Source organism: Thauera chlorobenzoica (genome assembly GCF_001922305.1).
GTDB classification, from domain to species: Bacteria; Pseudomonadota; Gammaproteobacteria; order Burkholderiales; family Rhodocyclaceae; genus Thauera; species Thauera chlorobenzoica.
In genome coordinates, this window is the sequence record NZ_CP018839.1 from 1,848,974 (window position 1) to 1,875,944 (window position 26,971).

Genomic DNA, 26,971 nt, shown 5'->3' on the forward strand with positions numbered 1-26,971 from the left:
TTCAGTCCGCCTTGTGGCCGCCGAGGGCGGCGGCGATGGTGCGCGACATCAGGCGCAGCTCGTTGCGCAGCTCTTCCGAGAACTGTGCGGTGGACTGCGCGCCCTGGGCGGGCGCGTGGGCGAGCTGGCGGATCAGGCCGTGGAGGTCGTCCTGCGCGCTGGACAGCGCCGACAGGTCGCGCGACTCGCGCGCGATGAGGTCGGCCAGGCGGGTGAGCTGGCCGTTCAGCTCGCCGAGCTGGTCGGCGGTGGCGCGGCGCTCGCGCTCGGATTCGGCGGCCGTGCGCTGCATGCGGTCGAGGCTCTCGGCGGTCTGCTCAAGCAGCGCCTGGACGTAGGCCGGCACGCTGCCTTCGCCCTCGATGCCCATCCCCGAAGGCAGGCGGGTGATGTGCGACAGCCACTCTTCCAGCTCGTTGTAGAAGCGGTTCTGGGCGTGGCCGGACTGGAGGTCGAGAAAGCCGACGATCAGCGAGCCGGCGAGCCCGAACAGCGAGGTCGAAAAGCTCGTCGCCATCCCGCCCAGCGGTTCGTCGAGCTTGGTCTTGAGCGCCTCGAACATCGCCACCGGGTCGCTGCCCACGCTCATCCCGCCGATGATGTCGCCGATCGAGCGGATCGTTGTCAGCAGGCCCCAGAAGGTGCCGAGCAGGCCGAGAAAGATCAGCAGCCCGATCAGGTAGCGCGACAGGTCGCGCTGTTCTTCGAGGCGGATCTGCACGCTGTCGAGGATCGAGCGCATCGACGCCGGCGACAGGTGGAACTTGCCGCGCTCGCGGCTCGACAGCAGGCGCGCCATCGGTGCCAGCAGCACCGGCCGGGACAGGCCGGCCTGTGCACCATCGCTGTACTGGAAATCTTCGATCCACAGCACTTCGCGCTGCAGCCGCCAGACCTGGCGCAGGTTCACCGCGATCCCGACCGCAAGCACGAACAGGATCAGGCCGTTGAAGGCGATGTTGGCGGCGAAGGCGTGCTTGAGCTGGGGCACCAGCACGGCGGCCACCAGGGCGACCAGGGCGAGGAAAAGACCCATCCAGGTGGTGACGTGGACGGGCTTGGTAAACGTCTTCAACGTCTGCTGTTCCAGGGGCATGTGTTCACCGTCGATCGTTCGCGGGGGCGGGCCGTCGTCGCTGCAGCCCGAGGGCCATGGTACCCGCAGCAGGGGAGAATGTGGCCGCGGCGGGTGTTGTATTCATGACGCGAGAAGCGGCCCGGCGCGGTCGGCGGCTTCTCTCCGCCGGGGGCATGCCCCTACAATGGACAAGGTCTGGGAGCGGTTGCAGCCTGGACGGCGCGAACAGGTCCGTCAGCCACAGGAGGCGCGCGAAGCGATGGAACAGCATGTTGCGATTTCCGGCGTGCCCTCCGGCACGACTCCCGGCCCGGAGCCGGCAGTCGATGCCGGCGTCGCCAGCTATACCAGCCCGGAGATCCGCCGCGTGCTCGCCAACATGCGCGTGCTGGTCGCCCTCTTCGCCGCCGTCGAAGTCTCGTCCTTGTCTTCATCCTTGTCCGCCACCGGCCGCGTCGGGGCGATGGCCTACGCCGTGCTCGGCTACGCCGCCTACGCCGGCTGGCTGTGCTGGATCGAGTTCCGCGGCGACCGCCTGTTGTGGCCCCGGCTCACCGCCTGGGTCGACGTCGCCTGGATCCTGGTTTTCGCCTGGCTGGCGGCGATGCACAGCAGCCTGCTGATGCTGCTCTTCTTCCCGGTGCTGTTCGCCGCGGTGAGCTTCGGCTTCCTGTCCGGCTTGCTGGTGTCGCTGATCGCCGCCGCGCTCACCGCGGCCCAGGTGATGGTCCGGGTGCAGGACGGTGTGGCCGCCCTCCCCGAAGCGATGCTGCCGCCCGTGCTGATCCTCGTGTTCGGCCCGGTGGTCGCCGCGCTCGCCTGCGTCGGCATGCGCATCAACGAGCAGATGACGATCGCCGAACGCCTGCTCGCGCTGCTCGACCCGCGCCTGGGGGTGGCGCGCATGGCGGATACCCTGCTGCGCACTCTCGCGCCGCGCTTCGCCGCCGACCGCGGCTGGCTGCTGATCTGGCTGCCGGGCAGCGAAGCGCGCCTGTTCCGGGTCGGTGCCGACGGCGCCTGCGCCGAGCTGCACGGCGAACTGCGTGCCACCCTGATCGATGCGCTCGGCCGTTTGCCCGCTACGGTCGCCGCCGCCCACCAGCGCACGGCGAGGCCGCGACGGTGGTGTTTCGCCGCCCACGTCGGGCTGGAACTCGCGCGCCGCCGGGCGAGCGGCGCCGCGCGCGTCCCGATGCAGCAGCTGGCCGAACTGCTCGAAGCCCGCTCGCTGCTCGCGCTGCCGATCTGCCGGCGCTCCCCGCATCCGAACTGGCTGGTGCTCGACTCGCGGCGCCGGCGCTACCGCAGCCGCGACCTCGAGCTGCTGTCGGCGGTGATGGATCCGCTGGGCCCCCTGATCGAAAACGCCGGTCTGCTCGAATGCCTCGCCGACGAGGCGATGGCCACCGAACGCGCCCGCATCGGCCGTGACCTGCACGACACCGCGATCCAGCCTTACCTGGGCCTCAAGTACGGCATCGAAGCGCTCGCCCGCAAGGCCGCGCCCGACAACCCGCTGCGGGCCGACATCCTGACGCTGCAGGAGGTCACCGTCGGCGAATTGCACAGCCTGCGCGAGCTGGTCAGCGGCATGCGCAGCGGCACGAGCGCCGCCGACAACGCCCTGGCGCCGGCGCTGCAGCGCCAGGCCAGTCGCTTCACCGAATTGTTCGGCCTCGATGTCGTGGTACGCTGCGACGCCGGACTGTCGATCGGCCGCCGCCTCGCCGCGGCGATCTTCCCCATCGTCGGCGAGGCGCTCACCAACATCCGCCGCCACACCGGCGCCACCGCCGCGCAGATCATCGTCCACGACCACCCCCAGACCTGCGAGCTGCAGATCCGCAACGCCCACGACCCCGCCGCCGCACCGGCTGCCTTCATGCCGCGCTCGATCGCCGAGCGGGTGCACGCCCTCCACGGCAGCGTCCGCGTCGAACTGCAGCAGGCGGGGTTCACCGATCTCATCATCTCCATCCCGAAGGGCCCCGCGGCCCGAGCGAGTGCACCATGACGACATGTACCACGAACACGATCGGCGTCTTCCTGGTCGATGACCATCGCGCCACGCTGTGGGGGCTGGAGCGCCTCATCGACAGCGCCTCCGACCGCATGCGCCTGCTCGGCAGCGCCACCAGCATCGACGAGCTGCTCGCCACGCCGGCCGCCTTCGAGGCCGACGTGCTCGTGCTCGACCTCGACCTCGGCGGCGTCGATGCCAGCCTCGCGCTGCCCGAACTGGGGCAGCGGCTACGCGCCCGCATCCTGGTGCTCACCGGTTACCGCGACCACGACGCCCAGTGCCGCGCCGTCGCTGCCGGCGCGCGCGGTGTGGTGCGCAAGGAAGAATCGGTCGAGCAGCTGCTGCGCGCGATCGAGCAGGTCCACGCCGGCGACATCTGGGTCAACCGTGGCATGATCGACGACATCATGGGCCTGCTCAAGGGCCAGCGCGCCGAGCACGACGAGCAGGACGCCCGCATCGCCGGCCTGACCCAGAAGGAAACCGAAGTCGTCGCTGCCGTGCTCCGCCACCGCGGCGCCAAGAGCCTGGTGATCGCCGAAAGCCTCGGCATCAGCGAGCACACCCTGCGCAATCACCTCACCACCATCTACCACAAGCTCGGCGTCCATGGCCGGCTCGAACTCTACGTCTACGCCAAGGAACATCAGATCGGCGCCGCCAACCACTGAGCGGTGCGGCATGGGTGGGCGCTGATAATCCCCGCACTGTCGGATTCTGCGGCGGGGGCGCTGACCATACCTGCCGGCACCCGTCTGGATGTTTTCTGTTAATGCAAATATCATTACGCGCACCCTCATCCGAACGGTCGCGCCATGACATCGACACCGGCAGCGGAGCAGTACGACAGCCCGTGGAAGGACGCGCTTGAAGAAGCCTTCCCCGAATTCATCGCCTTCTACTTTCCCGACGCCCACAGCCAGATCGACTGGCACCGCGAACACATCTTCCTCGACCAGGAGCTGCGCCAGGTCGTCCGTGACGCGGAACTCGGCCGGCGCTTCGTCGACAAGCTCGTGCGCGTGACGCGGCTCGGCGGCGGCGAAGAATGGGTCTATGTCCATGTCGAAGTGCAGGGCCGCCGCGAGACGGACTTCGCCAAGCGCATCTTCGTCTACAACTACCGCCTCTTCGATCGCTACGATCGCCCGGTGGCCAGCTTCGCCGTGCTCGCCGACGACGATCCCGGGTGGCGGCCCGAGCAGTTCCAGATCGAAGCCTTCGGCTGCCGCACCGGCATCCACTTTCCCGTCGCCAAGCTCCTCGACCATGCCGGCGAACTCGACGCCCTGTTCGCGGACGCCAACCCGTTCGCGCTGGTCACGGCCGCCCACCTGCTCACCCGCCAGACCCGGCACGACCCCACCGCCCGCTTCAAGGCCAAACGCCGGCTTGTGCGCCTGCTCTACGAGCGCAACTGGAGCAAGCGCCGCGTGCTGCGCCTGTTCTCGGTGCTCGACTGGATGATGCGGCTGCCCAAGGCTCTCGAGACTAAACTATGGCAGGATATCGAAGACATCGAAGGAGAACGGAAAGTGCGATACGTGACCAGCGTCGAACGGCTCGCCATCGAGCGCGGCATGCAGAAAGGGATGCAGCAGGGCATGCAGCAGGGGATGCAGCAGGGGATGCGGCAGGGCTTGGAGAAGGGCATCGTCAAAGGTGAAGGCACGATCCTGCGCCGTCAGCTCACCCGCCGTTTCGGCCCGCTGCCGCAGGACATCCTCGATCGCCTCGCCGATGCCGACGCCGCGCAGCTGGAAGCCTGGGCCGACCGCGTGATCGACGCGGCGAGCCTCGACGAAGTCTTCGCCGGGGATTGATCGCCACGGGCGGGGGCCTCCCGCCGGACGGATGCATCGCCGCCATCGCGGTCCCACGTGGCTTCATGGTCGCGTCCTGCGACACCTCCCCCTGCCATGCGACAGGCCGGCTCGGACTCTACGTCCATGCCAGGGAACACGGTTCAGGTGGAGGCCGGGACGCTGTCCGGGCGTTCCCCCTTGGTAGGCGGTTTATCCCTTGCGGGCTGGTTGCGAACGCCCATGGGCGGCGCTGGCGGCGGGCGCTAGGATCGAACCATCGCGGCCAGTGCCGCCTGCCTGGATGCCACCGTCGTGGGCCGTGCCGCCAGAACCCCCATCGAAGTCCTGCTTGTCGATGACCAGCCCGCCATCCTTGCCGGTGTCGGCGCGCTGATCGGCAGCGAGGCGCCTTTCCTTCACCTCGCCGGGTCTGCCGGCTGCGGCCGCGACGCGCTCGAACTGGCACGCCATCTGCAGCCCGACATCATCGTGCTCGATGTCGAACTCGGCGGCGAGGACGGCCTCGCCCTCATCCCCCGCCTGCGCGCCTGCTGCCATGCCGTGATCGTGTTGTTCAGCGCCCTGGCCGGCACGGAAGGCCGCCTGCGCGTGCTGCAGCCGGATGCCGCCGCCTTCGTCTCCAAGGAAGGGGAGGGCCGGGAACTGATCGACGCCATCCGGCGCGCCGCCGCTCGAGCGGGCGGCGAAAGCTGCGGGGCGGGTTCCGGTGTTCTCCGGCCATGAGCCGTGACAATTGTCATTGCCGGGTTGGGTTCAATTGACCAAGCGCCCGGGGTGCAATCACTCATCCGGTCTGCCCTGGTCTGGACTACAGTGGAATCGGATGAAAGAGGAGCGCTGGCAATGAAGACCGCAGGCATCCGGCCTAGGCTGCAAGCATTCGTGGAAAACGAAGAAGGCGTGACCGCGATCGAATATGCCCTGCTGGCGGCGCTGATCTTCGGTGCGATCGTGATCTCGGTCGGTGTGCTGGGTGAGGCCGTTGCCGCGCTTTACGACGATGTCGCAGCCAAGGTGGCGGCGGCGCTGTCCTGAAAAGGTTTCAAGGCCGGGGCGGTTGCCGCGGCGAAGGTTTCCGGAACGGTACTCCCGCTCCGGTGGGTGGCCGGGAGTCCGGCGGTTCGTTGATGAAGGAGAGGATCATGCTTGAAATGATGAAGCGGTTCGTCCGTGACGAAGAAGGCGTGACGGCGATCGAGTATGGGCTGATTGCGGCCCTGATTGCGGTGGTGATTATCGCTGCAGTTCGGCTTGTCGGAACTAACTTGAACACAGTATTTAATACCGTTGCTACCGCTCTTGGTGGCGCTGGTGGCGGCACTCCGTAGTATCAGAAAAGGGGGTGTTAAGCTTTAAATAGGTTTTTAAACTGAAGGTGCCCGCGAAATGAGCATTGGTTTGGCGTTGCTGCTGTTGGTGATCGGATGGGCAGTAATCACCGATCTCACCGCTAGCAAGGTCAGCAACAAGCTGATTGCTGTTGGTTTCGCGGGTGCTTTTTTCTTTAATTTGAGTGCAGGTAATGGGCAGGGGGTGCTCTCCCCTGCGGGTGGGAGTATCGGGTTACTGGCGATGGCGTCTGGAGTGGCGGTCAGCTTTGCTGCGCTGTTCCCCCTCTACGCCCTACGTGCCATGGGAGCCGGCGACGTCAAACTGATGATGGTGGTCGGCGCCTTTCTCGGCCCCTTGCAGACTTTGGGGGCGGTGGTGCTGACCTTCGTCGCCGGCGGCGTACTCGCCTTGGTGATGGCTATATGGCAGCGCTCGCTGAGCCGGATGTTGATCAACCTGCGCTTCATGCTCATCACCGGCATGGTGCGTGCCGCAGGGGGCGATAGCCCTCGCCTGGAGCCCCTGCAGCACACCGCCGGGCGCATGCCTTACGCGGTTGCGATTGCGGCCGGCACGGTGTTGCAACTGGTGCTGGTCCGTTCCGGGGGCTGGGCCTTGAGCTGAAAGGCTGAAAACGATTCGCGGAGAACCGTCATGAGCAGTCAAGTCCGTGCCCAGGTGATCCCGCTCGAACAGGCGTCCGCTTTTCCGCGTGCGCCGCGAACGGTGGAAGAAACCGGCTTGCCGCTGCTCTTCCTGGTTGAGCTGGCCTCCAAGCTGCTGTTCGTGCGCGGCCAGCTCTATCTCACCGAAATGTCGCACCAGCTCCGGCTGCCGGCGATCGTGCTCGACAGCCTGCTGAGCTTCATGCGCGCCGAGCGCCTGTGTGAAGTCGTGCGTCGCGGCGAAACCGACGGCGACGTCCTGTACGAGTTGACCGATGCCGGGCGGGCGCGCGCCGTCGAGTACCTCGGCCGCTGCAAGTACGCCGGTGCGGCGCCGGTGTCGCTGGACGATTACGTCGCCCAGGTCGAGCGCCAGTCGGTGACCAAGATGAAGGTGACCCGCGAAGGCGTGGATAAGGCCTTCCGCGGCCTGGTGATCAAGCCCGAAGTGCGCGACCAGCTGGGTGCGGCGATGGGTTCGGGGCGTGCGCTGTTCCTGTACGGTCCGGCGGGCGCGGGCAAGACCTATCTTGCCGAGCGCCTGGCTTTACTCCTCGACGGTGATGTCGCCGTGCCGCACGCGATCTTCGTCGATGGCGAGATCATCCAGGTGTACGACCCGCTGATTCACCATGCGGTGGAAGATGCGCCGCGCAGCGCAGGTGCCGCGATCGACAACCTGATGCGGCCCGACCTGCGCTGGGTGCGCTGCCGCCGCCCGGTGGCGATTACCGGTGGCGAGCTGACCTTGAAGATGCTCGACCTCGACTACGACGCCAGCACCGGGTTTTACCAGGCGCCGCCGCACGTCAAGGCCAACAACGGCCTGTTCGTGGTCGATGACCTCGGCCGCCAGCTGGTGCAGCCCGAACAGCTGCTCAACCGCTGGATCGTGCCGATGGACCGCCACCACGACTACCTGGCCTTGCACAGCGGTATCAAGTTTTCGCTGCCGTTCGACGTGGTGTTGGTGTTTTCTACCAACCTGATGCCGTCCGATGTGGCCGACCCCGCCTTCCTGCGCCGGCTCGGTTACAAGATCCACATTGGGCCGATGGACGAAGACGAATACCGCAGCATTTTCATGCGGGTCTGCGAAGAGCGTGAAGTGCCGTTCGACGAAGCCGCCTTTCGCTCCCTGCTCGAAGATTTCCATGCGGGCAGCGGCCAGCCCTTGCTGGCGTGCTACCCCCGCGACCTGATCGGGCCGATCGCCGATTTTGCCCGTTACCGGGGCGAGCCGGCACGCCTCACCCAGGACAGCCTGCAATGGGCATGGCATAACTATTTTGCTAGTCGCTAATAACGTAAAAGGCGCAGGATGAAATTGCAGCACCGGCAAGCGGGCGGCGGATGAAAGGTCCGGAATCCGGGCGATAACAGGGGGCTGGCCGCTTGCCGGCGCCCCGCAAGAAAAGGGAGGCTTCCATGAAAGCGAAGGGTCTCGCATTCCTGCTCGTCGCCATGCTGGCCGGGCTTGCCGCAGTCTTTCTGGGTACGCGATGGCTGCAGTCCAAATCGGCCGGCGACGGCACCCGGATCGCGGTGGCCGCGGTCGAACTGCCGCTGGGCGGGCGGATCAACCGCGAAGCGCTGCGCCTGGTTTCATGGCCGGCTACCAGCGTGCCCAAGGGGGCGTTCAGCGACCTCGAATCCCTCGACGGCCGTGTCGCGATCAGCGGCATCCAGCCCGGCGAGCCGGTGCTGGAATCCCGCCTTGCGCCGGTCGGCACCCGCGGCGGCTTGTCTGCGGTGGTGCCCGAAGGCAAGCGCGCGATCACCGTCCGCGTCAATGACGTGATCGGCGTCGCCGGCTTCACCCTCCCCGGCAACTATGTCGACATCATGGTCAATACGCAGAAGACGGATGCGCGCGGCTCTGGCGACGACCAGATGATCTCCAAGATCGTCCTCGAGCGCATCCTGGTGCTGGCGGTGGCCCAGGAGGCCAGCCGCGACGAGACCAAGCCGCGGGTGGTGAATGCGGTGACCCTCGAAGTCACCCCGGAAGAGGCCGAGCGCCTGGACCTGGCGCGCAGCGTCGGCACCCTGTCGCTGGTATTGCGCAACCAGATCGATTCCGAGCCGGCCGAAACCAAGGGCATTACCCGCGCGGTGCTGCTGCGCAGCACGCCTGAGCCCCAGCCGGTTGCCGCCGCGCCTTCGGCGCCGCCGCCGCGGCGGGTGGTGCGGCGGGTGGCGGCTCCCCAGGACAAGATCTGTGTCGAGGTCATTCGCGGCGTTTCCAAAACGATCGAATGCTTCTGACTTCCAGCTCCGGCATGCAGCGCACCGAACAGGGGAACAACATGAGCACGAACAATAAGATTCGCAGTCGCCGCCCGGTGCGGCACGGGCTGTCTGCAGCGGTTGCGCTTGCGCTGATCCTGTCGGGTGCGGCCCTGCCGGGCAGTGCGCTGGCGGCAACGGCCAAGGACGTAATCGGCCCGGCCGGAGGGACGCCCTGCGGGCGGGTCATGCTGGCGCCGATGGTGACCATTCCGGTGGGCAAGTCCTCAGTGATCCAGCCCGAAATTCCGGTGCGCCGCATTCTGCTGGGCAACCCGGAAAATTCGCAGGCGGCCCGCCCCAGCACCGGCGCCAGTCCGGACGGTGGTGGGCAGCAGAAGAGCGGACAGAATGAAGGTCGCCCCGGTGTGGCCCAGGTGGATGTGCTGCTGCTGAGTCCGAATGAAATCTATCTGCTCGGTAAAACCGTGGGTTCGACCAACATCGTGCTCGTCGACCGTGCGGGCGGGTGCACGGCGCTGGATATCACTGTCGGCATGGATGTGACTTCGGTCCAGGGCATGCTCGGCAAGCTGATGCCGGAAGAAACCGGCATCGAGGTCGGTTCGGCCTACGATTCGCTGGTGCTGAGCGGAACCGTCAGCGACGCTGCCAAGGTGGAGCGTGCAGTCGAAATCGCTGCGGCCTATGTTGGCGGGGTAAAGAACGGTGTCAGCCCGCGGGTGCTGAACCTGCTCCAGGTCGGCGCGCCGCAGCAGGTGATGCTGGAGGTGAAAGTTGCTGAAATATCGAAGGCGGTGCTGGACCGCTTCGGCATCGACTTCACCCGGGCCTATGCTTCCGGTGACGGCACGATGATTCGCTTCCTGTCCGGCCTGTTCGGTGGCGGTCCGGTGGCGGGAGGCCATATCTCGGGCACCACGGGGGCGCAGGTGGGCGGCGGTAGCGTCGATTCGATCACCAATGGCAGCCTGACCGGTGCGATCACCACCCCTGTGGGCGATGCGAGTATCGGCGGTGGTACGGTAACCGTGCCGATGATCCCGGCGAACAACACAACCTTGATCGGGATCGATGCCCTGAAGCGCGACGGACTGGTCAAGATCCTGGCCGAGCCGACGGTGATGGCGATCAGCGGGCAGGAAGGCAGCTTCCTCGCAGGGGGAAGCATCTTCATTCCGGTGGCGGATGACGATGGCGGCGTCGAACTGGAAGAGCGGGAATTCGGCGTTTCGGTGCGATTCACCCCCACCGTGCTGGAGGGTGGAAGGATCAATCTCGAGGTCCATCCCGAAGTCTCGGAACTGAACCGGGAAGGGGCGGGGCTGATCGCGCCCAATATCAGCGGGGCGGCAATATTGCCGGCATTTACCAAGCGGCGCGCATCCACCACCGTGCAGCTGGGCGATGGGCAGAGCTTTGCCATTGGTGGCCTGATCAAGAACAACGTCACCACCAATATCAATGCCTTCCCCTTCCTGGGCGAGATCCCGGTGCTGGGGGCGCTGTTCCGCAGTACCGAATTCCAGACCGACCGTTCCGAGCTGGTGTTCGTTGTCACCCCGCGCCTGGTCAAACCCTTGCCGCCCGACTATGCGCTGCCTACGGACAATTACGTGCCGCCCAGCCGCGGAGAGCTCATTCTTCAGGGCCGAACCGAAGGCAGCCCGCCTGCCCCTGCCCAGGAGAGTGGGGTACAACCGGGCATGGCACCGGAAGCCGGTGGCGGCTTCGAACCGACCCCTTGAGGAGCAGATCATGCGCACATTCGCAAATTTTGCTGTTTCCGTGCTGCTGCTGGGACTGAGCGGCTGCATGTCCACCTCGCCGGCCTGGGATGCCCGCTTCGGTGAAGCGGCCAGGGTGGCTAACGCCCAGCAGGTGATCAATCCCATGGCCTCCCAGAGCGCCGACATGGTGAGCGGTGTCGACGGCAAAGCCGCACAAGGGGCGATGACCGGGTATGCCAAAAGCTTTGCCAGGGCCGAGTCTGGTAAGCAATCCGGCGAGCAGTCCGGTGCAAGCATTAGCTTTGGCACTGCCGGGCAGTGAATGGTTGCCGAGCTGAAAGGAGGATCCGATCATGCGGTTTCGCGACTCAGGGCCCAATAAACAGCGCGGTGCGGTGGCCATCATCACCGGGCTGGCGATGGTCGTGCTGGTCGGATTCGCCGGACTGGCGCTGGATGGCGGGCGCTTGTATGTGAACAAGACCGAGCTGCAGAACGCCGCAGACTCCTGCGCTTTGGCGGCGGCATTCGAGCTGACGGGGGCGCCGATTCCGTCGGATGCCTTCGGTCATGCCGAAAATGCCGGGAAGCTGGTTGGCAGCGAAAACAGCGTCGATTTTCAGGGCGATACGATCTCTGCGGGCGATATCGTCGTGGAATTTTCTCCTGCTCTTTCTGGGCCATGGTTGGCGACGGGTAGTGCGGGCGGTGATTCCAAGTACGTTCGGTGCACGATCACCGAGGACGAAATCAGTCCCTGGTTCATGCAGGTTCTCGGTTTTGGGGAGCAGACAGTTGCTGCTCTGGCGACCGCTACGTTGCGCCCGGCGCAAACCAACTGTGCCATCCCCGTGGGCCTGTGCAGCAAAGGCGCCGCAGAGGATGAAGATGGATATGGCCACGTGATCGGCCAGTGGTATGAAGATGGTATATACGAGGCCGGAGAGGGGCAGACCGGTAGTTTCAACTGGATTGATTTTTCGCCGCCGGGAGGTGGTGCTTCCGAACTCTCCGACCTGTTTGAGGGAGAGGGGCAATGCGATTTGTCGACCGATTCGCAAGTTGGGCAAAGCGGTAAGGTCCAGAGTCTTGAAAAAGGCTGGAATACACGCTTTGGTCTGTATAAAGGTGGAAGCAGTGAGGATACCGCCCCACCGGACTGGACCGGCTACGCTTATACCTATAAAGACGATCCCGCCGCGGCACAAAGCTGGCACGCCAAAGCGGATGCCTATGATGATTTCAAATCCAAAAGAGCGGACAACACGCCATACCAGGGGGACACGCTCAGTGGCCTTGAACTGGGAAATAGCTATAAAAGCATATCGGCGGCCACCCACGCGGCAAAGGGGGCCAATCGCCGATTGGTGACTGTGCCGATCGTCCCCTGTGAGGATTGGGCAAGCAGCCAGGTGGTTGATATTAAGGCTTGGGCCTGCATGCTGATGCTGCACCCGGTTACGGGGCCGCACGATACCATCTACATGGAATATCTCGGGCTGTCGAACATGCCGGGTAGCCCCTGCGTGACGTATGGCCTGCCCGGGGACTCGACTGCACAAGGGCCCGCAGTGCCAACACTGGTCCAATGAGAGGGGAGCAAAATGCGCAAGTCCATGCGCGGCGTTGCTGCAGTCGAACTCGCAATCGTGCTGGTTCCCTTGATACTCCTGGGTTTCGGCATTACCGAATTCGGTCGCGCAATGTACACGTACAACACGCTGACAAAGTCGGTGCGCGATGCTGCGCGTTACCTGACGCGGCAGACGCCAGGAGATACTGTTGCGCATGGTGCCGCGAAGTGTCTTGCAGTTCATGGCAATGAAAGCTGTACCGGCGCAGTGCTGGCGCCTGGCTTGAGCACGAGCCTGGTTCAGGTGACGGAGGGTTCGCTGACAACTGGCACCGGTACGATCAACACGGTAACAGTCACAATCAGCGCGTATCCATACAACTCAGTTGTCGAATTCGTGATGCCGGATCTCACCTTCGGCAATATTTCGATCACGATGAGGTCGCAGCTATGAAGCTCTGCACCTGTCGAATATTGAAAGATCAGCGTGGCGCGGCAGCCGTGGAGTTTGCCATTGTGGCGGCCGTGTTCTTCATGATCCTGATCGGCGTCATGGAAATGGGCCGGATGCTGTGGGCCTGGAATGCCGCAACTGAGGCTACTCGCCTGGGGGCCCGGTTGGCAGTGGTCTGTACCAAGGATGATCCGATCATCGAGACGCGAATGCGTGAGAGGCTTCCGGGCTTCATGACTGCAACGATCTCGGTTGAATACCTCGGGTCGTCGGTGCGTGTAAGCCTGTCGAACTATACCCATCAGACGCTGATTCCCTTCGTGTCACTCGCTGTGCCGCTGCCGCCTTTCCAGACCACGCTCCCATTCGAAGGAATGGACAGCGCCGGTAACCCGGTATGTAACTGAAGACGTAGGGCATAACCGACTCAATGAGACCAAGGCCATGAAAATCAGAATCCTCTCCGACACCCAGGACGGCGCAGAACGGCTGCGGTCGATGCTGGCGCAGCCGGACAGGACGATGGACATCGCCGTCGGTTATGGCGACTCGAGCCAGCCTCTGGGCCCGATCAACGGTGTCGTGCCCGACGTGATGGTGCTCGACGCCTTCGCGCCGGAGAACCTGGCGGCGCTCGAATCGCTGACCTTGCGCCACCCCCAGATCGAACCGATCGTCATCTCGTCGGATACTTCGTCGGACTTCCTGCTGCGCGCCTTCCGTGCCGGGGTGCGCGAAGTGCTGCCCAGCCCGGTGCAGGCCGATGCGCTCGGCGGGGCGATCGAACGGATCGCGCGCAAGCGCGGCGCGGCGCCGGCGGCGGACGGACAGATCATCGCCATGACCTCGTGCAAGGGCGGCAGCGGCGCGACTTTTTTGGCGACCAACCTGGCCTGGATACTGGCGGTCGAGCACGGGAAACGGGTGGCGATGATCGACCTCAACCTGCAGTTTGGCGACGCTTCGATGTACCTGACCAACGAGAAGCCGGTGAGCGATCTGGCGCAGCTGTGCCAGGAAATCCACCGCCTCGATGCAGATCTGCTCGATTCGGCGATGATCGAGATCGTTCCCGGCTTCGGCCTGCTGGCGGCGCCGGATGACCCTGCTCACGCGACGGACATCAAGGCCAGGCATGTCGAGGCGATCCTGAAGGTCGCGCGCGCCAACCACGACTTCGTTGTCGTCGATGTCGGCCGGACGCTCGATACCGTGAGCCTGCAGCTCTTTGACATGGCGGACAAGATATTGCCCGTGGTGCAGCTGACCATGCCTTTCATCCGTGAAGCCCGGCGCCTGGTTGATGTCTTCACGTCTCTCGGTTATCCGCAGTCGAAGGTGGGGCTGGTCGTCAATCGCTACGAAAAGAGCAGCGAGATCGGGCTGGAGGATCTGGAGCGCATTGTCCGGGCGAAGGTGTTCAAGACCGTACCGAATTGCTACAAGGCCGTTGCCGCCTCGGTGAACCAGGGGCAGGCGATCGCCCGGCTGGAAAAGAGCAGCCCGGTGGCCAAGGCGCTGCGCGAGATCGCCACCGCGCTCGACACGTCGTCGGCGCTGAAAGGAAAGGGCTGGCTGTCGCGGCTGTTTTCCTCGCATTGAGGAAGCGGCTCCATTGAAGAACAGGGGAGGCTGAAATGAGTCTGCGTCAACGCCTGGAATCGGTTGTGCCGGAAACGGCCGCACGCACCCCTGCCCCGCCCGAGTCCGGCACGGGCCGGGTCTATCAGGCCCTGAAGATGCGCATCCACCAGTTGCTGCTGTCGCGCATCGACCTCGAAGCGATGGAAGGGCTCGAGCCCGACCGCCTGCGCGAAGAGTTGCGCCTGATGGTCGAGCGCCTGCTTACCGAAGAAAACATCGTCGTCAATACCGCCGAGCGCCGCGATCTGGTGCGCGACATCCAGCACGAGATGCTGGGCCTGGGGCCGATCGAGCCGCTGCTCGCCGACCCTACCGTGTCGGACATCCTGATCAACGGTTCGCAGCAGGTCTATGTGGAACGCCACGGCAAGCTGGAGCTGACCAACATCGCGTTCAGCGACGACGACCACCTGATGAAGATCATCGACAAGATCGTGTCGCGGGTGGGGCGGCGGATCGACGAATCGAGCCCGATGGTCGACGCCCGCCTGCCGGACGGTTCGCGGGTCAATGCGATCATTCCGCCGCTGGCGCTCGACGGGCCGTCGGTGTCGATCCGCCGCTTTGCCGCGATTCCGCTGACCATGGACCGGTTGCTGGACTACAAATCGCTGACGCCGGCGATGAGCCAGCTGCTCGCCGACCTGGTGCAGGCAAAGGTCAATATCCTGATTTCGGGCGGCACCGGCAGCGGCAAGACGACCTTGCTCAACATCCTGTCGGCGTACATTCCGACTAACGAGCGCATCGTCACCATCGAAGATGCGGCCGAACTGCAGCTGCAGCAGCCGCATGTGGTGCGGCTGGAGACGCGGCCGCCGAACATCGAGGGCAAGGGCGAGGTGACCCAGCGCGCGCTGGTGCGCAACGCGCTGCGCATGCGCCCGGACCGCATCATCCTCGGCGAGACGCGCGGGGGCGAGGCCTTTGACGTGCTGCAGGCGATGAACACCGGCCATGAAGGCTCGATGACGACGGTGCACGCCAACTCGCCGCGCGACGCGCTCGGGCGCATGGAAAACATGCTCGGCATGGCGGGGGTGAATCTGCCGCAAAAAGTCGCCCGCGCCCAGATCGCCAGCGCAATCGGCGTGATCGTGCAGGTGAACCGCCTGACCGACGGCAAGCGCAAGGTGGTGAGCATCCAGGAGATCACCGGCATGGAAGGCGACATGATCACGATGCAGGAAGTCTTCTCGTTCCGCCAGCAGGGGATCAACGATGCCGGCGTGGTCGACGGCTTCTTCTCGGCGACCGGAGTGCGTCCGCACTTTGCCGAGCGCCTGCGCGCCTTCGGCATCCGCCTGACCGAAGATATGTTCGACCCGAGCCGGCATTTCGAGTGAAGCCGCCATGGACATCCTGACCCTGCTGTTTGCACTGGCCGTGTTCATTGCGGTGGTGCTGTTCCTGGAGGGCGGCTTCCTGTGGTGGAACGCCACCCGCAGTGCCGAGGTGAGGCGTCTGCATCAGCGTCTGGCCGATGCCGCGACCGGTGGCTCGGCGCGCAGCGGCGCGCACGCGACGCCCTTGTTCAAAGCGCAGAGCGCGACCGGTTCGGCTGCCGGCGACCGGATTCTGGACGCCATTCCCCGCCTGCACGGCCTGAATCGGCTGGTCGTGCAGTCGCGGGTGGACCTGACCCTGGCGCAGTTGCTGGGGTGGACGGCGGTGCTTGCGCTGATCGGCTTCGTCCTGCCGCTGCTGCTCGAACGCCCGCTGGTGTTCGGCATCATCGGCGCCGGTGTGCTCGGCATGTTGCCGATCCTGTATGTGATGCGGGAGCGCACCCAGCACCTGAAGCGCTTCGAGCTGCAGCTGCCCGAAGCGCTCGACCTGATGGGGCGCGCGCTGCGGGCGGGCCATGCCTTTCCGACCGCGATCAAGATGGTCGCCGACGAGATGAAGGACCCGATCGCCGGGGAGTTCCGGATCCTGTTCGACGAGATGAACTATGGCGTGCCGCAGCAGACCGCAATGCTCAACCTTGCGGCGCGCACCGACAGCACCGATCTGAGCTATTTCGTGATCGCGGTGCTGATCCAGCGCGATTCCGGCGGCAACCTGGCCGAGCTCCTCGACAATATTTCGTCGATCATCCGCGCCCGCCTGAAACTGTATGGCGAAATCCGCACGCTGTCGGCGGAGGGGCGCCTGTCGGCGTGGATCCTGGGCTCGCTGCCGTTCGTGGTGGCGATCGTGATCAATCTGATCAACCCGGGTTTCATGAAGGTGCTGTGGGAAGACCCCGCGGGCCTCAACCTTATTTACGGCGCGCTGGTGATGATGGTGCTAGGGGTGCTGTGGATGCGCAAGATCATCCGCATCCGCGTCTAGCCGGGAATCGCCAGCGCCGGGAAGGAGACGGACATGGACTTCGTGCAGATCGGGTTTCTCGGGCTGCTGTTCGTCGCCGTGACGGCGGCTGCCTTCTTCGTCCTCGGCCTGTTCGTGCGCTCGCCGACGGCCGAGCGCCTGGATGCGATCGGCGGCGGCAAGCCGGGGCCGGCGCCCGGCGGGGATGCCTGGGTGGAGCGTGTGGTCAAGCTGACCAAGCCCTTCGCCAAGTTGTCTACGCCGGAAGACGGGACCGAGCTGTCGGCCCTGCGCCTGCGCTTCCTGCATGCCGGCTTGCGCCACCCTTCGGCGCCCTACGCCTACTTCGGGGTGAAGACCGTGCTCGCCGTGGGCCTGCCTTTGCTGGTCTATTTCACCTTGCTGACTGCGGCGCCGGGGCTGTCGTTCCAGGAGCTGCTGCTGCTGGTGTTGGTTACGGCCGCGGTCGGCTACTACCTGCCGAACATCGGTTTGAGCCGGCTGGTGTTTCTGCGTCAGCGCGAAATCTTCGAGACTTTTCCCGATGCGCTCGACCTGATGACGGTGTGCGTCGAGGCCGGCCTCGGCGTCGAGGCGGCGCTGGTGCGGGTCGCCGACGAGATGCAGTACAAGAGCGAAGCGCTGGCCGAAGAACTGCACCTGGTGACGCTGGAACTGCGTGCCGGCCTCGAGCGCGCCCGCGCCCTGCGCAACCTGGCCGCGCGCACCGGGGTGGAGGAGGTCGAAGGCTTCGTCGCGATGATCATCCAGGCCGAGCGCTTCGGCACCAGCATCGCCACCTCGCTGCGCGTGCATTCCGACATGCTGCGCACCCGGCGCCGCCAGCGCGCCGAAGAGGCAGCGGCGAAGATCGCGTTGAAACTGCTGTTTCCGTTGATCTTCTTCATCTTCCCGTCGCTGCTGCTGGTGCTGCTCGGTCCGGCGATGATCCAGATCTACCGCGTGCTGCTGCCGACGATGGCCGGCACGGGCTGAGCAGGGAGGTTCTGCCATGAAAAAACAAGTGATTTACCTGAAGCCGGTGCTCGCCGCCTTGGTTCTGGGCGCCTGCAGCACGGGGCCGAAGATGCCGGACAAGGCGTGGGCGGTCGAGCCGGTGCAGGCGGTGCGTCATGGTGCCTCGAGCGCTGCGGGCTATTACGCCCTGGGGCGCTACCGTGAAGGGAGTGGTGCGAGGGACGAGGCGGTGGACGCATATCGCAAGGCGGTTGAGACCGAGCCCGGGCAGGTTACGGCCTGGAGCGCGCTCGGTACGCTGCAGACCCTCCGCGGCCGTTTCGAGGAAGGCCTGGCTGCACTGCAGAAGGCGGTCGACCTGGCGCCGGCGGCAAGCCATTTGCACAACAACCTCGGCTATGCGCTGCTGCTCGCCGGGCGCGATGATGCGGCCGCGAACGCACTGCGCCGCGCGGTGGAGCTGGACGGCGACAACCGGCGGGCGTGGATCAACCTGGCCGCGGCGTATCGCCGCCTGGGGGAACACGACAAGGTCGCGATGGCTGAAGCGGGTGCGCGCGGCGAGCGTGTTCCCGAGCCGGCGGCTTCTGCCGTCGCTGCGGCTGCAGCGCCCGTAACGCCGGCCGATGAATCGTCGCGCCTGGCCGTGGGACGGGTAACGGTGAGAACGGCGGAAACCGGCAATGCCAAGGTGGTAAGGCTGGCCGACAATGTCTATGTGCTGCGCAATGGCCCCGACCGGGTGCAGGCCGAACATCTCCGGGCGGCCCCTGCGCCGGCCTCAGTGACGGTGGCCACCGCCCCGGTAGCCACGACACGCGCTGCGGAGGTGATCCCGCTCCCGCCGTCCGTCGATGAGCCTCTGGTGCTCGCGGCATTGTCTCCGTTGCCCCCATCGCCGGCAGCATTCCTGCCTGCGGCGCAGAGCTCTTCGCCAACGGTGGTTTCGACCGCGGCGGTTTCACCCACTACGGCTTCACCGACTGCGGCTTCACCAACTGCGGCTTCACCAACTGCGGCTTCACCGGCCGCAGCCAAACCGGCCGCCGTTGCCGGAGTGCGCTACGAGATTTCCAATGGCCATGGCAGCACCGGACTCGCACGTCGACTGGCGACCCTGTTGAGCAAGGAAGGGGCTCCCTGGCCGCGCCTGACCAACCAGCGCCCGTTCACCGAGCGCGGCTCATTCATCGCCTACCGGGAGGGATACCGTGAAGCGGCCGAGTCGTTCGCGGCGCTCCTGCCTTTCCGCCCACGCATCGCAGCGGCGCCGACGCCGGGTCAGGTGTCCGACGTACGCCTGGTGCTGGGGCATGACCTCAATACCAGCGACGCCTGTAGCGTGCTCGAAGTGTGTACCCGGGTGGCGCGAAAAGCCGCGCCGGTCGCAGCGCTCGACACAACAGAAGCTTTGCAGCAGAACTGATTCCTGATTCAGCGCGTGCGTGCCGCCCGGTCGGCGCATGGCCGACGACAACATGCAGAACTGCGCGCGGCTTGGCCGAAGCGGCAACGAAGGCTGGCGGTGGGTCGGTGCCCGCCGCCGGGAAGCCGCCACCAGGTCAGTTGCCGGGTGCGGTTTTGCGCCGTCCGCTTTTGGCGGGTGTGGCGGGGGGAGGCTGGTCGGCTTCGGGCGGGGAAGAGGGGGCGGCGGCGGCCATCATGTTCCACGGCCACATCGCCGCTGCGCTGGCGAACGGGTTGGCTGCGGCGTCGGCTGCGCCGGTGTCGCCGTCGCCCGTTTGTGCCTGCGCCTGCTGGCTCATGGCCTTGACCGCGGCGAGGGCGGCGCGCTGCATTTCGAGCCCCTGGATGCTCATCTGCAGCATGTTCAGGTTCATTTTCAGCCAGCCCTCGACGGCTTTCATGTCGGCGATGCGTTTGTCGAGTTCGTCGACGTCGAGCGTCGGCGTGACCATGCCGGGGAGCGAGAAGCCCATGTTGCTCCACATGCCGCGCACGAATTCGAGCGGGTCCTGGGCCTTTTGTTCATGAGACATTTGGGTGCTCCCGACAGGGTGAACAGGGTCAGTCAATGGTAACCGATTGCTGTGGTGGCGGCGCAGCGGCGGCCGATTCGGGTGTGCTCAGCAGCCGGTGGATGAGGGCGCGCAGCCGCGCCGGGCGCACGGGCTTGTGCAGCAGCTGCAGACCGGCGGCTTGGGCGCGGGCAAGGGTGTCTGGTCCGGTGTCACCGCTGACCAGGATCGCGGGCAGTGCGGCGTAATGGGCGTCGGTGCGCAGGTGGGCGATCAGGGCGATGCCGTCGAGGGTGCCGCGCATGCGGAAATCGGTGATCAGGATCTCCGGTGGCGGCGCATCGGACGACAGGCGGGCGAGCAGCTCTTCGGCGTTTTCGTCGGCCGTGACCTGGCAGCCCCAGGCCGTGAGCAGGGCGTACATGGCTTCGCGCGCCATCGGGTCGTCGTCCACGAGGGCGATACGGACGCCTTCGATGTCGCCGAGCGCGCGCGCTTCTTCGACATTGGCCAGCAGGGGGGGCGGGGCGGCAAGCGGCAGCTCGATGGCGAATACCGAGCCGCGTCCCGGGGCCGAGCGCAGTTCGAGGCGGAGCTCGAGCAGGCTGGCGAGGCGGCGCACGATCGCCAGCCCCAGCCCGAGCCCCTTGGCGCGGGCGCGTTCGGGGTTGTCGAGCTGGACGAACTCCTGGAAGACGATTTCCTGGTCCTTTGTGGCGATGCCGCAGCCGCTGTCGCGCACTTCCACCCGCAGGGACTGGCCGCGCCGACGGCAGGCGATCATGACGGTGCCGGCGGCGGTGTAGCGGATGGCGTTGCTCAGCAGGTTGGCGACGATGCGCTCGAACAGCAGCGGGTCGCTGTCGACCCAGTGCGGGGTGGCGTGCAGGCGCAGGCGCAGGCCGCGGGCGTCGGCGACGGAGGACTGGCTGCCGAGGAGGCGCTCGACGATCGGGTGAGGCTGGAACGCCTGGCGCGAAGGCTGGAGCACGCCGGCGTCGAGGCGTGAGATGTCGAGCAGGCTGTCGAGCAGGTTTTCCATCGCTTCGGCCGAGGCGCTGATGCGATCGACGATCTGGCGGCTGTGGCCGTCGAGCGGCTGGCGGGCAAGTTCGGAGACGAAGAGCACGAGCGCGTGCAGGGGCTGGCGCAGATCGTGGCTGGCCGCGGCGAGAAAACGGGATTTGGCGCGGTTGGCCTGTTCGGCTTCGTCCTTGCGTGCACGCAGCTCGGCGGTTGCCGCCTCGACTTCGCGGGTCATGCGCGCATGGGCGTCGGTGAGGCGGGCGGCCATTTCGTTGACGCCTTCGGCCAGCGTGCGCAGGCTGCCGCCGCCGCCGGGTGGAACGCGCTCGTACAGCCGTCCCTGGCCGATGCGCAGGACGGTGCCGGCGATGCTGCGGATCGGCCCGCTGACGCCGCGGCTCATGACGCTGGCGAGGACGAGGCCGCCGAGCAGGACGAGGAGCATCGAGCCGACGCCGGTCCACAGCAGTTCGGTGCGTCGGCTGTGCACGCGCGCCAGCGACAGGTCGATGACGACGCTGCCGTGGTTCAGCGGCACGGGAGGGAGCAGGGCGCGGGAAAAGGCATCGTCGAGCTGCAGCGCGCTGGGGTTGATCGGTTCGATGATGCGCAAGGCCGTGCCGGTGCCGATCGACCGGGCCTGCCAGGGGAGGGCGTCGGGCAGGGGCGGGCGGTGGGGACTGAAGTGCCCTGCGAGAACGAGCAACTCGCCATTGCTGCCGGTGATGCCCACGGCGAGGACGTCTTCTTCGTCGAGCAAGGCCTCGCTTTGTTTCTGCAGGGTGGCGCGGTTTCCGGAGCGGATCGCGTACTCGCTTGCCGCGGCGAGCTGGCGGGCATAGGCTCGACCGCGTCCGGCGAGCGCCTCGTCGAGGTCGGAGATGCGCAGGCTGGTGTAGATGGTGGTCATCAGCACGGCCAGCGCCAGCGTCGGCAGCGCCGCCGCGAGCATCACCCGCGCCCGGATTCCCCAGTTGGAAATCATTGCGGGGGGTGTTCCGGGGGGCGCGGTGCGGTGGCTCCGGCGCTGCGGCCGCTGGAGTGAGTCAGCCGAACAGCGGTGATCCGAGCGTGTGGGCGCATGTGGTACGGCACCGGGAGGTGGGGGAGGGGGTGATTTTCCGCGCTTCGCGTGTTTGTGGATAGTGCGGCAGTAGTCGCAATTGTGGATGAGGCGGCTTTCGATAGCCCCGTGCTATGCTTGACGCATTCCATTGGGGCCGCTCTGGGGCTGGGGGGCAGATATGACGAAAATCCTGATCGTGGAGGATCACGCACTGGTGCGCGAGGCGATGACGCAGAGCCTGTCGCGGCTGGAGCCGGGCGTCGAATGTCTCGAAGCCGACAGCGCCAATGCCGCGCTCGGCATCATCGAGGGGGACGGCAGCCTCGATCTCGCGGTGATCGATCTGGTGCTCCCCGACATGAGTGGATTTTCCCTGCTTGCCGTACTCGCCCGGCGCTTTCCGGACGTGCCGGCGCTGGTGGTGTCGGCGATCGACGACGATGCCTCGGTGCGCCGGGCGATGAAGGCGGGAGCGTCGGGCTTTGTGTCGAAGTCGAGCTCGGGTGAAATCCTGCTGCAGGCGGTGCGCGAAGTGCTCGCGGGGGGAATGCCGATGCCGGCGCGTGCCGGCCGGGCGGCGCCGATGCCGCGCCAGGGGACGCTCGGTGAGCGTTTCGGATTGACCGCGGCGCAGGCCCGCGTGCTGGAACTGCTCGCCTGCGGGAAGACGAACCGGGAGATCGGCGAGCAGCTCGGCCTGTCGGAGGGAACGGTCAAGGTGCATATGACCGCCATTTTCCGTGCGCTCGGTGTGTCCAACCGCGCGCAGGCCCTGGTGCTGCTCGCCCGGCAGGGCGAGCGCTTGTAGGCAGGGTGGTGGCGCTCCGGCGGCGCAGTTCAGCCCGGCGGCAGGATCTTGCCCGGGTTGAGCAGGTCGTCGGGATCGAGGGCGCGCTTGATCTGGCGCATTACCTCGATCGCCGGCGCACCGTGCTCGCGCAGCATGAAACCCTGTTTGCCGAAACCGATGCCGTGCTCCCCGGTGCAGGTGCCGCCCATGTCCAGCGCACGTTCGACGATGCGCCGGTTGAGCGCTTCGGCGCGGGCGATTTCAGCCTCGTCGTGCGGATCGACGAGGATCACGGTGTGGAAGTTGCCGTCGCCGACATGGCCGACGATGGGCGCGATCAGGCCCGATGCGTCGATATCGGCGCGGGTCGCGCCGACGCAGTCGGCGAGGCGGGAAATCGGCACGCAGACGTCGGTCGTCAGCCCGCGGCACCCCGGGCGCAGGTTGATGCTGGCGAAATAGACATCGTGGCGGGCCGCCCATAGACGGCTGCGGTCTTCGGGGCGGTGCGCCCATTCGAAGTCGAGGCCGCCATACTCGCCGGCCACATCCTGCACGGTGCGCGCCTGTTCCTCCACGCTGGCCGGGGTGCCATGGAATTCGAAGAACAGCATCGGCGCTTCGCGCAGGCTGGTCTTGCTGTAGCGGTTGAGCGCCTTCACGGTGAGATCGTCGACCAGTTCGATGCGGGCCACCGGGATGCCGAGCTGGATGGTCTGGATCACCGTGTTCACCGCCGAGACCACATCGGGAAAGGCGCACACCGCAGCCGAAACCGCTTCCGGCAGGGGGTGCAGGCGCACCGCGAGTTCGGTGATCAGGCCGAGCGTGCCTTCGGAGCCGATCAGCAGGCGGGTCAGGTCGTAGCCCGCGGACGACTTGCGTGCCCGTCCGCCGGTGTGGATCACGCTGCCGTCGGCCATCACCGCGGTAAGGCCGAGCACGTTTTCGCGCATCGTGCCGTAGCGCACGGCATTGGTGCCCGAGGCGCGGGTCGCGGCCATGCCGCCGAGGGAGGCGTCGGCGCCGGGATCGATCGGGAAGAACAGGCCGGTGCCGTGGAGCTCGGCGTTGAGCTGCTTGCGCGTGACGCCGGGCTGGACCACGACGTCGAGGTCGGCCACCCGGATGTCGAGCACTTTGTTCATTTCGCTGAAATCGACACTGATGCCGCCGCGCACGGGAAGGATGTGGCCTTCGAGCGAGCTGCCGGTACCGAAGGCGATGATCGGGACGGCGAACGCGCGGCAGCAATGGACGACGGCCGCGGTCTCTTCCGTGCTATGGACGAACACGACGGCGTCGGGCAGGGCGTCGGGGAAGTGCGATTCGTCGTGGCCGTGGTGGGCGCGCACGGCCTCGGACAGGGTGAACCGGGCGCCGAAGCGGGCGTTCATGGCGTCGATGAAGGCGGCAGGCAGGGTGCGCGGTGCGCCGGGCTGAGGGGCGGTCATGCAGAAGCTCCTGAGTTTTGAAAGAGGGACGTTATCACCGGCGCCGGCGCGCAGGACGGTATTTTGCCTTCCTTTGAAAAAGGGTTTGACATGTTCCCGATCGGCCTCTATAGTGCGGGGCTTCCCAGCTGGAGGGATACCCAAGCGGTCAACGGGATCAGACTGTAAATCTGACGGCTCAGCCTTCGAAGGTTCGAATCCTTCTCCCTCCACCAGCAATATTTTGATGTCGAGCGGTTGTTTGGTGCTCGATGTGGCGGATGCGGCGAATCGACTGTGCATTGTGCAGCGAGGTAAGTGCGGGTGTAGCTCAATGGTAGAGCAGAAGCCTTCCAAGCTTACGACGAGGGTTCGATTCCCTTCACCCGCTCCAGTTGTGTTGTTTTCGGAGCCCATGTAGCTCAGTGGTAGAGCACTCCCTTGGTAAGGGAGAGGCCACGTGTTCAATCCACGTCATGGGCACCACACTTTCTGCCTGGCCTGGACGGCGGCCAACAAGCTTGGTCGCCGCGCCGGTTTTTCTGGTTCTGATTTTAAGGATAGCGATATGGCTAAGGGTAAGTTCGAACGGACGAAGCCGCACGTGAACGTCGGCACGATCGGCCACGTTGACCACGGCAAGACCACGCTGACCGCGGCGATCACGACGATCCTGTCGAAGAAGTTCGGCGGCGAAGCGAAGGCCTACGACCAGATCGACGCGGCACCGGAAGAAAAGGCGCGTGGCATCACGATCAATACCGCGCACGTCGAGTACGAGACCGAAAGCCGTCACTACGCGCACGTTGACTGCCCGGGTCACGCGGACTACGTGAAGAACATGATCACCGGCGCGGCGCAGATGGACGGCGCGATCCTGGTGTGCTCGGCCGCCGACGGCCCGATGCCGCAGACGCGCGAGCACATCCTGCTGGCGCGCCAGGTCGGCGTGCCCTACATCATCGTGTTCCTGAACAAGTGCGACATGGTCGACGACGAGGAGCTGCTCGAGCTGGTCGAGATGGAAGTGCGCGAACTGCTGTCCAAGTACGACTTCCCGGGCGACGACATCCCCATCGTCAAGGGTTCTGCGCTGAAGGCGCTCGAGGGCGACCAGTCGCCGATCGGTGAGCCGGCGATCCTGGAGTTGGCCGCGGCGCTGGACTCCTACATCCCGACCCCGGAGCGCGCGATCGACAAGCCCTTCCTGCTGCCGATCGAAGACGTGTTCTCGATCTCGGGTCGCGGCACGGTGGTGACCGGTCGGGTCGAGCGCGGCATCGTCAAGGTCGGCGAGGAAATCGAGATCGTCGGCATCAAGCCCACGGTCAAGACCACCTGCACCGGCGTGGAGATGTTCCGCAAGCTGCTCGACCAGGGCCAGGCCGGCGACAACGTCGGCGTGCTGCTGCGCGGCACCAAGCGTGAAGACGTCGAGCGCGGCCAGGTGCTGTGCAAGCCGGGTTCGATTACCCCGCACACCCACTTCACCGGCGAGATCTACGTGCTGAGCAAGGAAGAGGGCGGCCGTCACACCCCGTTCTTCAACAACTACCGTCCGCAGTTCTACTTCCGTACCACGGACGTGACCGGTTCGATCTCGCTGCCCGAAGGCACCGAGATGGTCATGCCGGGCGACAACGTGTCGATCACCGTCAAGCTGATCTGCCCGATCGCCATGGAAGAAGGCCTGCGCTTCGCGATCCGCGAAGGCGGCCGCACCGTCGGCGCCGGCGTCGTCGCCAAGATCATCGAGTAATTCGCTCGCTGATTGCCAGATTGGCGCGCCCGCAAGGGTGCGCCTTGCAGTTTTCGCTGCAGGGGTATAGCTCAACTGGCAGAGCGTCGGTCTCCAAAACCGAAGGTTGGGGGTTCGATTCCCTCTGCCCCTGCCACACTTTTCCGGGTGTTTCCGCAATGGCCGATAAGTTGAAATTCGCGCTGGCTCTGGCACTGCTGGCCGCCGGTGTGGTCGGCTTCTATCTGCTGTCCGAGCAGCCTCTGGTCCTTCGCGTGCTTGCTGTGCTCGCCGGTGTCGCTGCGGGTGTTGCGGTCGCTTCGTTTTCCGCTCCGGGACAGCGTTTCATCGGTTTCGCACGGGAAGCGGTTACCGAAACCAAGAAAGTGGTGTGGCCGAGCCGCAAGGAGACCGTGCAGACGACCGGTCTGGTCTTCGCTTTCGTGGTGGTGATGGCGATCTTCCTGTGGCTCACCGACAAGACCCTTGAATGGGTTCTCTACGATCTCGTTCTGGGCTGGAAGTGATATGACGAAGCGTTGGTATGTGGTGCACGCCTATTCGGGCTTCGAGAAGTCCGTCCAGCGCGCACTGGTGGAGAGAGTCAGCCGCGCAGGGATGCAGGACAGCTTCGGCCAGATTCTGGTGCCGGTCGAGGAAGTGGTCGAGATGCGCGGTGGCCAGAAGACGGTCACCGAGCGCAAGTTCTTCCCCGGGTACGTGCTCGTCGAGATGGAAATGAACGACGAGAGCTGGCACCTGGTGAAGTCGACGCCGAAAGTCACCGGTTTTGTCGGCGGGACTGCGAACAAGCCGGCCCCGATCTCCGAGAAGGAGGTCGAGAAGATCATGCAGCAGATGCAGGAAGGCGTGGATAAGCCGCGCCCCAAGGTGCTGTGGGAGATCGGCGAGGTCGTGCGGGTCAAGGAAGGTCCGTTCACCGACTTCCATGGCTCGGTGGAAGACGCCAACTACGAAAAGAACAAGCTGCGTGTGTCGGTGACCATTTTCGGTCGCGCCACGCCGGTAGAACTGGATTTTGCCCAGGTCGAAAAGACCTGAGCAGG

27 protein-coding genes and 4 tRNA genes are annotated in these 26,971 nt (G+C 65.7%); 27 read left to right on the top strand and 4 right to left on the bottom strand.

Translation table 11 applies throughout. The features are described from left to right. Position 1: 1 nt before the first annotated feature. Positions 2-1,096: a flagellar motor protein MotA gene (locus Tchl_RS08525; protein ID WP_075148031.1), complete on the bottom strand. Its 1,095-nt coding sequence runs from the start codon at positions 1,094-1,096 to the stop codon at positions 2-4. A gap of 241 nt (positions 1,097-1,337) precedes the next feature. Between Tchl_RS08525 and Tchl_RS08530 the strand changes: the two genes are divergently transcribed. The 19 genes from Tchl_RS08530 to Tchl_RS08620 all read left to right on the top strand — a co-directional run bounded on the left by Tchl_RS08530 (position 1,338) and on the right by Tchl_RS08620 (position 19,298). Continuing rightward, positions 1,338-3,095, top strand: coding sequence for a sensor histidine kinase (locus tag Tchl_RS08530; RefSeq protein ID WP_083945198.1), 1,758 nt, complete (start codon positions 1,338-1,340; stop codon positions 3,093-3,095). Further along, positions 3,092-3,775, top strand: coding sequence for a response regulator transcription factor (locus Tchl_RS08535; RefSeq protein WP_075148032.1), 684 nt, complete (start codon positions 3,092-3,094; stop codon positions 3,773-3,775). Before Tchl_RS08530 ends, Tchl_RS08535 begins: the two co-directional genes overlap by 4 nt. A gap of 144 nt (positions 3,776-3,919) precedes the next feature. Next, positions 3,920-4,927 carry a DUF4351 domain-containing protein gene (locus tag Tchl_RS08540; RefSeq protein WP_075148033.1) on the top strand — a complete coding sequence of 336 codons (1,008 nt, stop codon included), beginning with the start codon at positions 3,920-3,922 and terminating at the stop codon, positions 4,925-4,927. A gap of 294 nt (positions 4,928-5,221) precedes the next feature. Further along, entirely contained in the window at positions 5,222-5,653 is a 432-nt protein-coding gene (locus Tchl_RS08545; protein WP_075148034.1) for a response regulator, read from the top strand. A gap of 120 nt (positions 5,654-5,773) precedes the next feature. Continuing rightward, a complete protein-coding gene (locus tag Tchl_RS08550; protein ID WP_075148035.1) occupies positions 5,774-5,965 on the top strand; it encodes a Flp family type IVb pilin in 192 nt (63 codons plus the stop codon). Between the two features lie 107 nt (positions 5,966-6,072). Then, the gene (locus Tchl_RS08555) at positions 6,073-6,258 is read left to right on the top strand and encodes a Flp family type IVb pilin (RefSeq protein ID WP_198159004.1); all 186 of its coding nucleotides are present in this window, start codon (positions 6,073-6,075) and stop codon (positions 6,256-6,258) included. A gap of 58 nt (positions 6,259-6,316) precedes the next feature. Further along, positions 6,317-6,886 carry an A24 family peptidase gene (locus Tchl_RS08560; protein ID WP_075148036.1) on the top strand — a complete coding sequence of 190 codons (570 nt, stop codon included), beginning with the start codon at positions 6,317-6,319 and terminating at the stop codon, positions 6,884-6,886. 30 nt (positions 6,887-6,916) lie between these two features. Further along, the gene (locus Tchl_RS08565) at positions 6,917-8,230 is read left to right on the top strand and encodes a P-loop NTPase family protein (protein WP_075148037.1); all 1,314 of its coding nucleotides are present in this window, start codon (positions 6,917-6,919) and stop codon (positions 8,228-8,230) included. Between the two features lie 125 nt (positions 8,231-8,355). Then, positions 8,356-9,195 (top strand): Flp pilus assembly protein CpaB, encoded by an 840-nt coding sequence (gene cpaB / locus Tchl_RS08570; RefSeq protein WP_075148038.1) that lies wholly within the window; start codon positions 8,356-8,358, stop codon positions 9,193-9,195. Next, positions 9,186-10,925: a type II and III secretion system protein family protein gene (locus Tchl_RS08575; RefSeq protein WP_232311705.1), complete on the top strand. Its 1,740-nt coding sequence runs from the start codon at positions 9,186-9,188 to the stop codon at positions 10,923-10,925. The genes cpaB and Tchl_RS08575 overlap by 10 nt, the downstream gene beginning before the upstream one ends. Before the next feature lie 10 nt (positions 10,926-10,935). Beyond that, entirely contained in the window at positions 10,936-11,229 is a 294-nt protein-coding gene (locus tag Tchl_RS08580; protein WP_075149659.1) for a pilus assembly protein, read from the top strand. 31 nt (positions 11,230-11,260) lie between these two features. Beyond that, positions 11,261-12,499 (top strand): pilus assembly protein TadG-related protein, encoded by a 1,239-nt coding sequence (locus Tchl_RS08585; protein ID WP_075148039.1) that lies wholly within the window; start codon positions 11,261-11,263, stop codon positions 12,497-12,499. Positions 12,500-12,511: 12 nt separating this feature from the next. After that, a complete protein-coding gene (locus Tchl_RS08590) occupies positions 12,512-12,934 on the top strand; it encodes a TadE/TadG family type IV pilus assembly protein (protein ID WP_075148040.1) in 423 nt (140 codons plus the stop codon). Beyond that, positions 12,931-13,341 carry a TadE/TadG family type IV pilus assembly protein gene (locus tag Tchl_RS08595; protein ID WP_075148041.1) on the top strand — a complete coding sequence of 137 codons (411 nt, stop codon included), beginning with the start codon at positions 12,931-12,933 and terminating at the stop codon, positions 13,339-13,341. The genes Tchl_RS08590 and Tchl_RS08595 overlap by 4 nt, the downstream gene beginning before the upstream one ends. Positions 13,342-13,378: 37 nt before the next feature. Continuing rightward, entirely contained in the window at positions 13,379-14,536 is a 1,158-nt protein-coding gene (locus Tchl_RS08600; protein ID WP_075148042.1) for an AAA family ATPase, read from the top strand. A gap of 35 nt (positions 14,537-14,571) precedes the next feature. Next, entirely contained in the window at positions 14,572-15,924 is a 1,353-nt protein-coding gene (locus Tchl_RS08605) for a CpaF family protein (RefSeq protein ID WP_075148043.1), read from the top strand. A gap of 7 nt (positions 15,925-15,931) precedes the next feature. Continuing rightward, a complete protein-coding gene (locus tag Tchl_RS08610) occupies positions 15,932-16,915 on the top strand; it encodes a type II secretion system F family protein (protein WP_075148044.1) in 984 nt (327 codons plus the stop codon). Between the two features lie 33 nt (positions 16,916-16,948). Beyond that, a complete protein-coding gene (locus tag Tchl_RS08615; RefSeq protein WP_075148045.1) occupies positions 16,949-17,890 on the top strand; it encodes a type II secretion system F family protein in 942 nt (313 codons plus the stop codon). 16 nt (positions 17,891-17,906) lie between these two features. Next, positions 17,907-19,298 carry a LytR C-terminal domain-containing protein gene (locus Tchl_RS08620; RefSeq protein ID WP_075148046.1) on the top strand — a complete coding sequence of 464 codons (1,392 nt, stop codon included), beginning with the start codon at positions 17,907-17,909 and terminating at the stop codon, positions 19,296-19,298. A 136-nt stretch (positions 19,299-19,434) separates the two neighbouring features. Here the strand turns inward: Tchl_RS08620 and Tchl_RS08625 are convergent, their stop codons facing one another. Next, positions 19,435-19,872 (bottom strand): PhaM family polyhydroxyalkanoate granule multifunctional regulatory protein, encoded by a 438-nt coding sequence (locus Tchl_RS08625; protein WP_075148047.1) that lies wholly within the window; start codon positions 19,870-19,872, stop codon positions 19,435-19,437. A gap of 28 nt (positions 19,873-19,900) precedes the next feature. Next, positions 19,901-21,862, bottom strand: coding sequence for a hybrid sensor histidine kinase/response regulator (locus Tchl_RS08630; protein WP_075148048.1), 1,962 nt, complete (start codon positions 21,860-21,862; stop codon positions 19,901-19,903). 259 nt (positions 21,863-22,121) lie between these two features. Between Tchl_RS08630 and Tchl_RS08635 the strand changes: the two genes are divergently transcribed. Continuing rightward, entirely contained in the window at positions 22,122-22,751 is a 630-nt protein-coding gene (locus Tchl_RS08635) for a response regulator transcription factor (protein WP_075148049.1), read from the top strand. A 29-nt stretch (positions 22,752-22,780) separates the two neighbouring features. Here Tchl_RS08635 and Tchl_RS08640 read toward each other — a convergent pair whose 3' ends face one another. After that, positions 22,781-24,187, bottom strand: a complete 1,407-nt coding sequence (locus Tchl_RS08640) for an FAD-binding oxidoreductase (RefSeq protein ID WP_075148050.1) — start codon at positions 24,185-24,187, stop codon at positions 22,781-22,783. A 130-nt stretch (positions 24,188-24,317) separates the two neighbouring features. On the opposite strand from Tchl_RS08640, the gene Tchl_RS08645 reads away from it, so the two are divergent. From Tchl_RS08645 to nusG, 7 genes are all read left to right on the top strand, one after another. Continuing rightward, positions 24,318-24,402: transfer RNA gene (locus tag Tchl_RS08645), tRNA-Tyr, on the top strand. Between the two features lie 84 nt (positions 24,403-24,486). Next, positions 24,487-24,560, top strand: a tRNA-Gly gene (locus tag Tchl_RS08650). A 17-nt stretch (positions 24,561-24,577) separates the two neighbouring features. After that, positions 24,578-24,652, top strand: a tRNA-Thr gene (locus Tchl_RS08655). Between the two features lie 82 nt (positions 24,653-24,734). Beyond that, positions 24,735-25,925, top strand: coding sequence for an elongation factor Tu (tuf, locus tag Tchl_RS08660; RefSeq protein ID WP_075148051.1), 1,191 nt, complete (start codon positions 24,735-24,737; stop codon positions 25,923-25,925). 60 nt (positions 25,926-25,985) lie between these two features. Further along, positions 25,986-26,061 (top strand) — tRNA-Trp (locus Tchl_RS08665). 22 nt (positions 26,062-26,083) lie between these two features. Continuing rightward, a complete protein-coding gene (gene secE / locus Tchl_RS08670) occupies positions 26,084-26,431 on the top strand; it encodes a preprotein translocase subunit SecE (RefSeq protein WP_075148052.1) in 348 nt (115 codons plus the stop codon). Position 26,432: 1 nt separating this feature from the next. Continuing rightward, positions 26,433-26,966 carry a transcription termination/antitermination protein NusG gene (gene nusG / locus Tchl_RS08675; RefSeq protein WP_075148053.1) on the top strand — a complete coding sequence of 178 codons (534 nt, stop codon included), beginning with the start codon at positions 26,433-26,435 and terminating at the stop codon, positions 26,964-26,966. Positions 26,967-26,971: the final 5 nt, after the last annotated feature.

Coding starts and splice junctions, on each gene's coding strand:
- Tchl_RS08575 (WP_232311705.1), top strand. CDS start 9,186: ATGCTTCTGACTTCCAGCTCCGGCATGCAGCGCACCGAACAGGGGAAC.
- Tchl_RS08535 (WP_075148032.1), top strand. CDS start 3,092: ATGACGACATGTACCACGAACACGATCGGCGTCTTCCTGGTCGATGAC.
- Tchl_RS08565 (WP_075148037.1), top strand. CDS start 6,917: ATGAGCAGTCAAGTCCGTGCCCAGGTGATCCCGCTCGAACAGGCGTCC.
- Tchl_RS08640 (WP_075148050.1), bottom strand. CDS start 24,187: ATGACCGCCCCTCAGCCCGGCGCACCGCGCACCCTGCCTGCCGCCTTC.
- Tchl_RS08625 (WP_075148047.1), bottom strand. CDS start 19,872: ATGTCTCATGAACAAAAGGCCCAGGACCCGCTCGAATTCGTGCGCGGC.
- Tchl_RS08560 (WP_075148036.1), top strand. CDS start 6,317: ATGAGCATTGGTTTGGCGTTGCTGCTGTTGGTGATCGGATGGGCAGTA.
- Tchl_RS08635 (WP_075148049.1), top strand. CDS start 22,122: ATGACGAAAATCCTGATCGTGGAGGATCACGCACTGGTGCGCGAGGCG.
- Tchl_RS08540 (WP_075148033.1), top strand. CDS start 3,920: ATGACATCGACACCGGCAGCGGAGCAGTACGACAGCCCGTGGAAGGAC.
- tuf (WP_075148051.1), top strand. CDS start 24,735: ATGGCTAAGGGTAAGTTCGAACGGACGAAGCCGCACGTGAACGTCGGC.
- Tchl_RS08585 (WP_075148039.1), top strand. CDS start 11,261: ATGCGGTTTCGCGACTCAGGGCCCAATAAACAGCGCGGTGCGGTGGCC.
- Tchl_RS08615 (WP_075148045.1), top strand. CDS start 16,949: ATGGACTTCGTGCAGATCGGGTTTCTCGGGCTGCTGTTCGTCGCCGTG.
- Tchl_RS08595 (WP_075148041.1), top strand. CDS start 12,931: ATGAAGCTCTGCACCTGTCGAATATTGAAAGATCAGCGTGGCGCGGCA.
- secE (WP_075148052.1), top strand. CDS start 26,084: ATGGCCGATAAGTTGAAATTCGCGCTGGCTCTGGCACTGCTGGCCGCC.
- Tchl_RS08555 (WP_198159004.1), top strand. CDS start 6,073: ATGCTTGAAATGATGAAGCGGTTCGTCCGTGACGAAGAAGGCGTGACG.
- Tchl_RS08580 (WP_075149659.1), top strand. CDS start 10,936: ATGCGCACATTCGCAAATTTTGCTGTTTCCGTGCTGCTGCTGGGACTG.
- Tchl_RS08605 (WP_075148043.1), top strand. CDS start 14,572: ATGAGTCTGCGTCAACGCCTGGAATCGGTTGTGCCGGAAACGGCCGCA.
- Tchl_RS08620 (WP_075148046.1), top strand. CDS start 17,907: ATGAAAAAACAAGTGATTTACCTGAAGCCGGTGCTCGCCGCCTTGGTT.
- Tchl_RS08525 (WP_075148031.1), bottom strand. CDS start 1,096: ATGCCCCTGGAACAGCAGACGTTGAAGACGTTTACCAAGCCCGTCCAC.
- Tchl_RS08610 (WP_075148044.1), top strand. CDS start 15,932: ATGGACATCCTGACCCTGCTGTTTGCACTGGCCGTGTTCATTGCGGTG.
- Tchl_RS08550 (WP_075148035.1), top strand. CDS start 5,774: ATGAAGACCGCAGGCATCCGGCCTAGGCTGCAAGCATTCGTGGAAAAC.
- Tchl_RS08530 (WP_083945198.1), top strand. CDS start 1,338: ATGGAACAGCATGTTGCGATTTCCGGCGTGCCCTCCGGCACGACTCCC.
- Tchl_RS08600 (WP_075148042.1), top strand. CDS start 13,379: ATGAAAATCAGAATCCTCTCCGACACCCAGGACGGCGCAGAACGGCTG.
- Tchl_RS08630 (WP_075148048.1), bottom strand. CDS start 21,862: ATGATTTCCAACTGGGGAATCCGGGCGCGGGTGATGCTCGCGGCGGCG.
- nusG (WP_075148053.1), top strand. CDS start 26,433: ATGACGAAGCGTTGGTATGTGGTGCACGCCTATTCGGGCTTCGAGAAG.
- cpaB (WP_075148038.1), top strand. CDS start 8,356: ATGAAAGCGAAGGGTCTCGCATTCCTGCTCGTCGCCATGCTGGCCGGG.
- Tchl_RS08590 (WP_075148040.1), top strand. CDS start 12,512: ATGCGCAAGTCCATGCGCGGCGTTGCTGCAGTCGAACTCGCAATCGTG.